A 2036-nucleotide genomic window follows, 5' to 3' on the forward strand; every position below is an offset into this window, starting at 1 on the left:
ATAGGCGCGGATCGGCACCGGGGCAGGCGGCGGTGGCGGCGTCACCTCGCGGCTGCGCGTCGCGACGAACCACAGCAGCGGCACCGCCACCGCGGCATAGCCCGCCGCGGCGATCACATGGCCGGCACGCGGCATCGTCAAGGCGACGAAGCTGGCCGCCGCCGCCCCGAACAACATCCGCAGCCCAGCGATGTGCGAACGGTCTCGGCTATCTGCGCTGATCCGCGCGCTCCACGCTGCATAGGGCACGTTGACGAGGGCGTAGAGTGTCCGAAATGCGATCTGCGCGACGAGCGCGAGCAAGGCGGTCGCCGTGACCCCGAAGCCCGGCACGACGAACAAGGCGACGAACGCCAAGCCGAGCGGCACCGACCCGCCCGCGACGAAACGCCGATAGGACTTCGCCCGCTGCGCGACGATCCCGACCGCCAGATCCGCCAGCGCGTCCCAAATCGCCCCGACCATCGCGATCGCCCCTGCCAGCGCGGGCGGCAGCAGCAGGACGTCGGTGTAGAAGAAGAACAAGAAGAGCGAGATGCTCTGCCAATACAGGTTACAGGCGAAGTCCCCGGCGGCGAACAAGACCAGACGAGAGGGGCGCACCCTTCCCTCCGTTCCACGTCGCGACGCATCAGCCATCAGGTCAGGTAGCGAGGCTTGAGCCGGAGTAGCAAGCCGTTCGGCCGAGATGATAGGGCGCCTCCCTAACGCGGGGGATGCGCGGCCTCACACGCTCTCCATTCTCATGCGCTAGTCGCGGGCCCAGCCGACTGCCTTCATCAGCATGTCGAATATCCGCGTGTTCGCAAAGAAGCCGTGAACCTGCTCGGCGCCGGGCCCCGAGGCACTGGCGATCACCTCCTCGCCGGTGTGGCCGTCCTCGATGCTGATGATCGGGTTGTTGGCAATGGTTGTGCCCGGCTTGGCACCGGCGGCGGCGAATTGCTGGGCGAGCGGTTGGCCGCGGTCGCCGCCGCCCATCCGCAAGCCGAAACTATGGTCGGCAGTGAACAGGATGAGCGTGTCCTTGCCAGCAATGGCGGTGACGCGGCGGATCATGTCGTCCATCTCGACGACGTGGCGGAGCCCCGCCTGCGGATCGTCGGTGTGCATGTCCCACTCGACCATCAGCACATAGCCCCTGGGGTTGCGCGCGAGTTGGCCGATGGTCGCCTCGACCGCAGGCAGTGGCGCGAAGTCGGTGTCGCGCAGCACCGCGGCGCGCGGCGCCTGGCGAACGAGCGCGGGATCGTCGCCATAGCGATAGCCTGCGGCGGCGAACGCCTGTTCCGCCGTGGTCTGGCGCTTGGCGAAGGAGACGGCGGCGTCCTTGCGGCCCTTGCCGATCAGGATATCGACGCCGTCCCCGAAGCGGGGCGCGAGCATCTGCGCGAAGATCGCGTCCTTGTCCTTGCGGGATGGCACGTGCGCGTAGCAGGCGGCGGGCGTCGCGTCCCAGATCGGCATGTTGGTGACGACACCGGTCGAAAGCCCGCGCTGTTCGGCATATTCCATGAAGGTCTTCACCGGCCTGGGCGCAGCGCCGGCGGCGCCGGGGATCATCGAGACGACGCCGTTGTCGGTCTTGTACCCCGTCATGATCGCCGTCATGCCAGCGGCGGAATCGCTCACCCACCGATTGAGCGACGAGGTGTCGGACAGGCCGACATGGGGCATCGAATGGATGAACAGCGACTGCGGCCGGTCATGGGCCATGATGCCGCCCGCGCTGAGTGTCGGCAGCCCGCCCGCGTCACCCAGGAACACGATGACGTTGCGCGGGCGCGGCGCGGCGGCGGTACGCGCGGGCTTCGCAGATGCCGTGGCTGCTGCGAAGACAGCGGCAACGACGCACCCGGCGAGGGGAAGGCGGCGCCTAGTCAGGTTGCTTCGAGTCTTCGTCATGGAACGGTCCTTGTTCATCATCGAACGGCAAGCGCGTGTCGCCGGAACAGAAGCTAGCGCAGCCGCAACGCCTTACGCACGGCGGCCCAGCTGACATATTTGAAGTTCTGGGTGGCGGGCGCATTGTCGCC

2 protein-coding genes are annotated in these 2036 nt (G+C 67.8%); both read right to left on the reverse strand.

The annotated features are described in order from the left end of the window. Window positions 1-603, reverse strand: a 603-nt coding sequence (locus VF643_RS05615; protein WP_331042394.1) for an MFS transporter, incomplete at its 3' end; no start/stop codon positions are given. Between the two features lie 147 nt (window positions 604-750). Next, entirely contained in the window at window positions 751-1905 is a 1155-nt protein-coding gene (locus tag VF643_RS05620; RefSeq protein WP_331042395.1) for an alkaline phosphatase, read from the reverse strand. Window positions 1906-2036: the final 131 nt, after the last annotated feature.

Source organism: Sphingomonas sp. (assembly GCF_036387595.1).
Taxonomy (GTDB): Bacteria; Pseudomonadota; Alphaproteobacteria; order Sphingomonadales; family Sphingomonadaceae; genus Sphingomonas.

Coding starts and splice junctions, on each gene's coding strand:
- VF643_RS05620 (WP_331042395.1), bottom strand. CDS start 1,905: ATGACGAAGACTCGAAGCAACCTGACTAGGCGCCGCCTTCCCCTCGCC.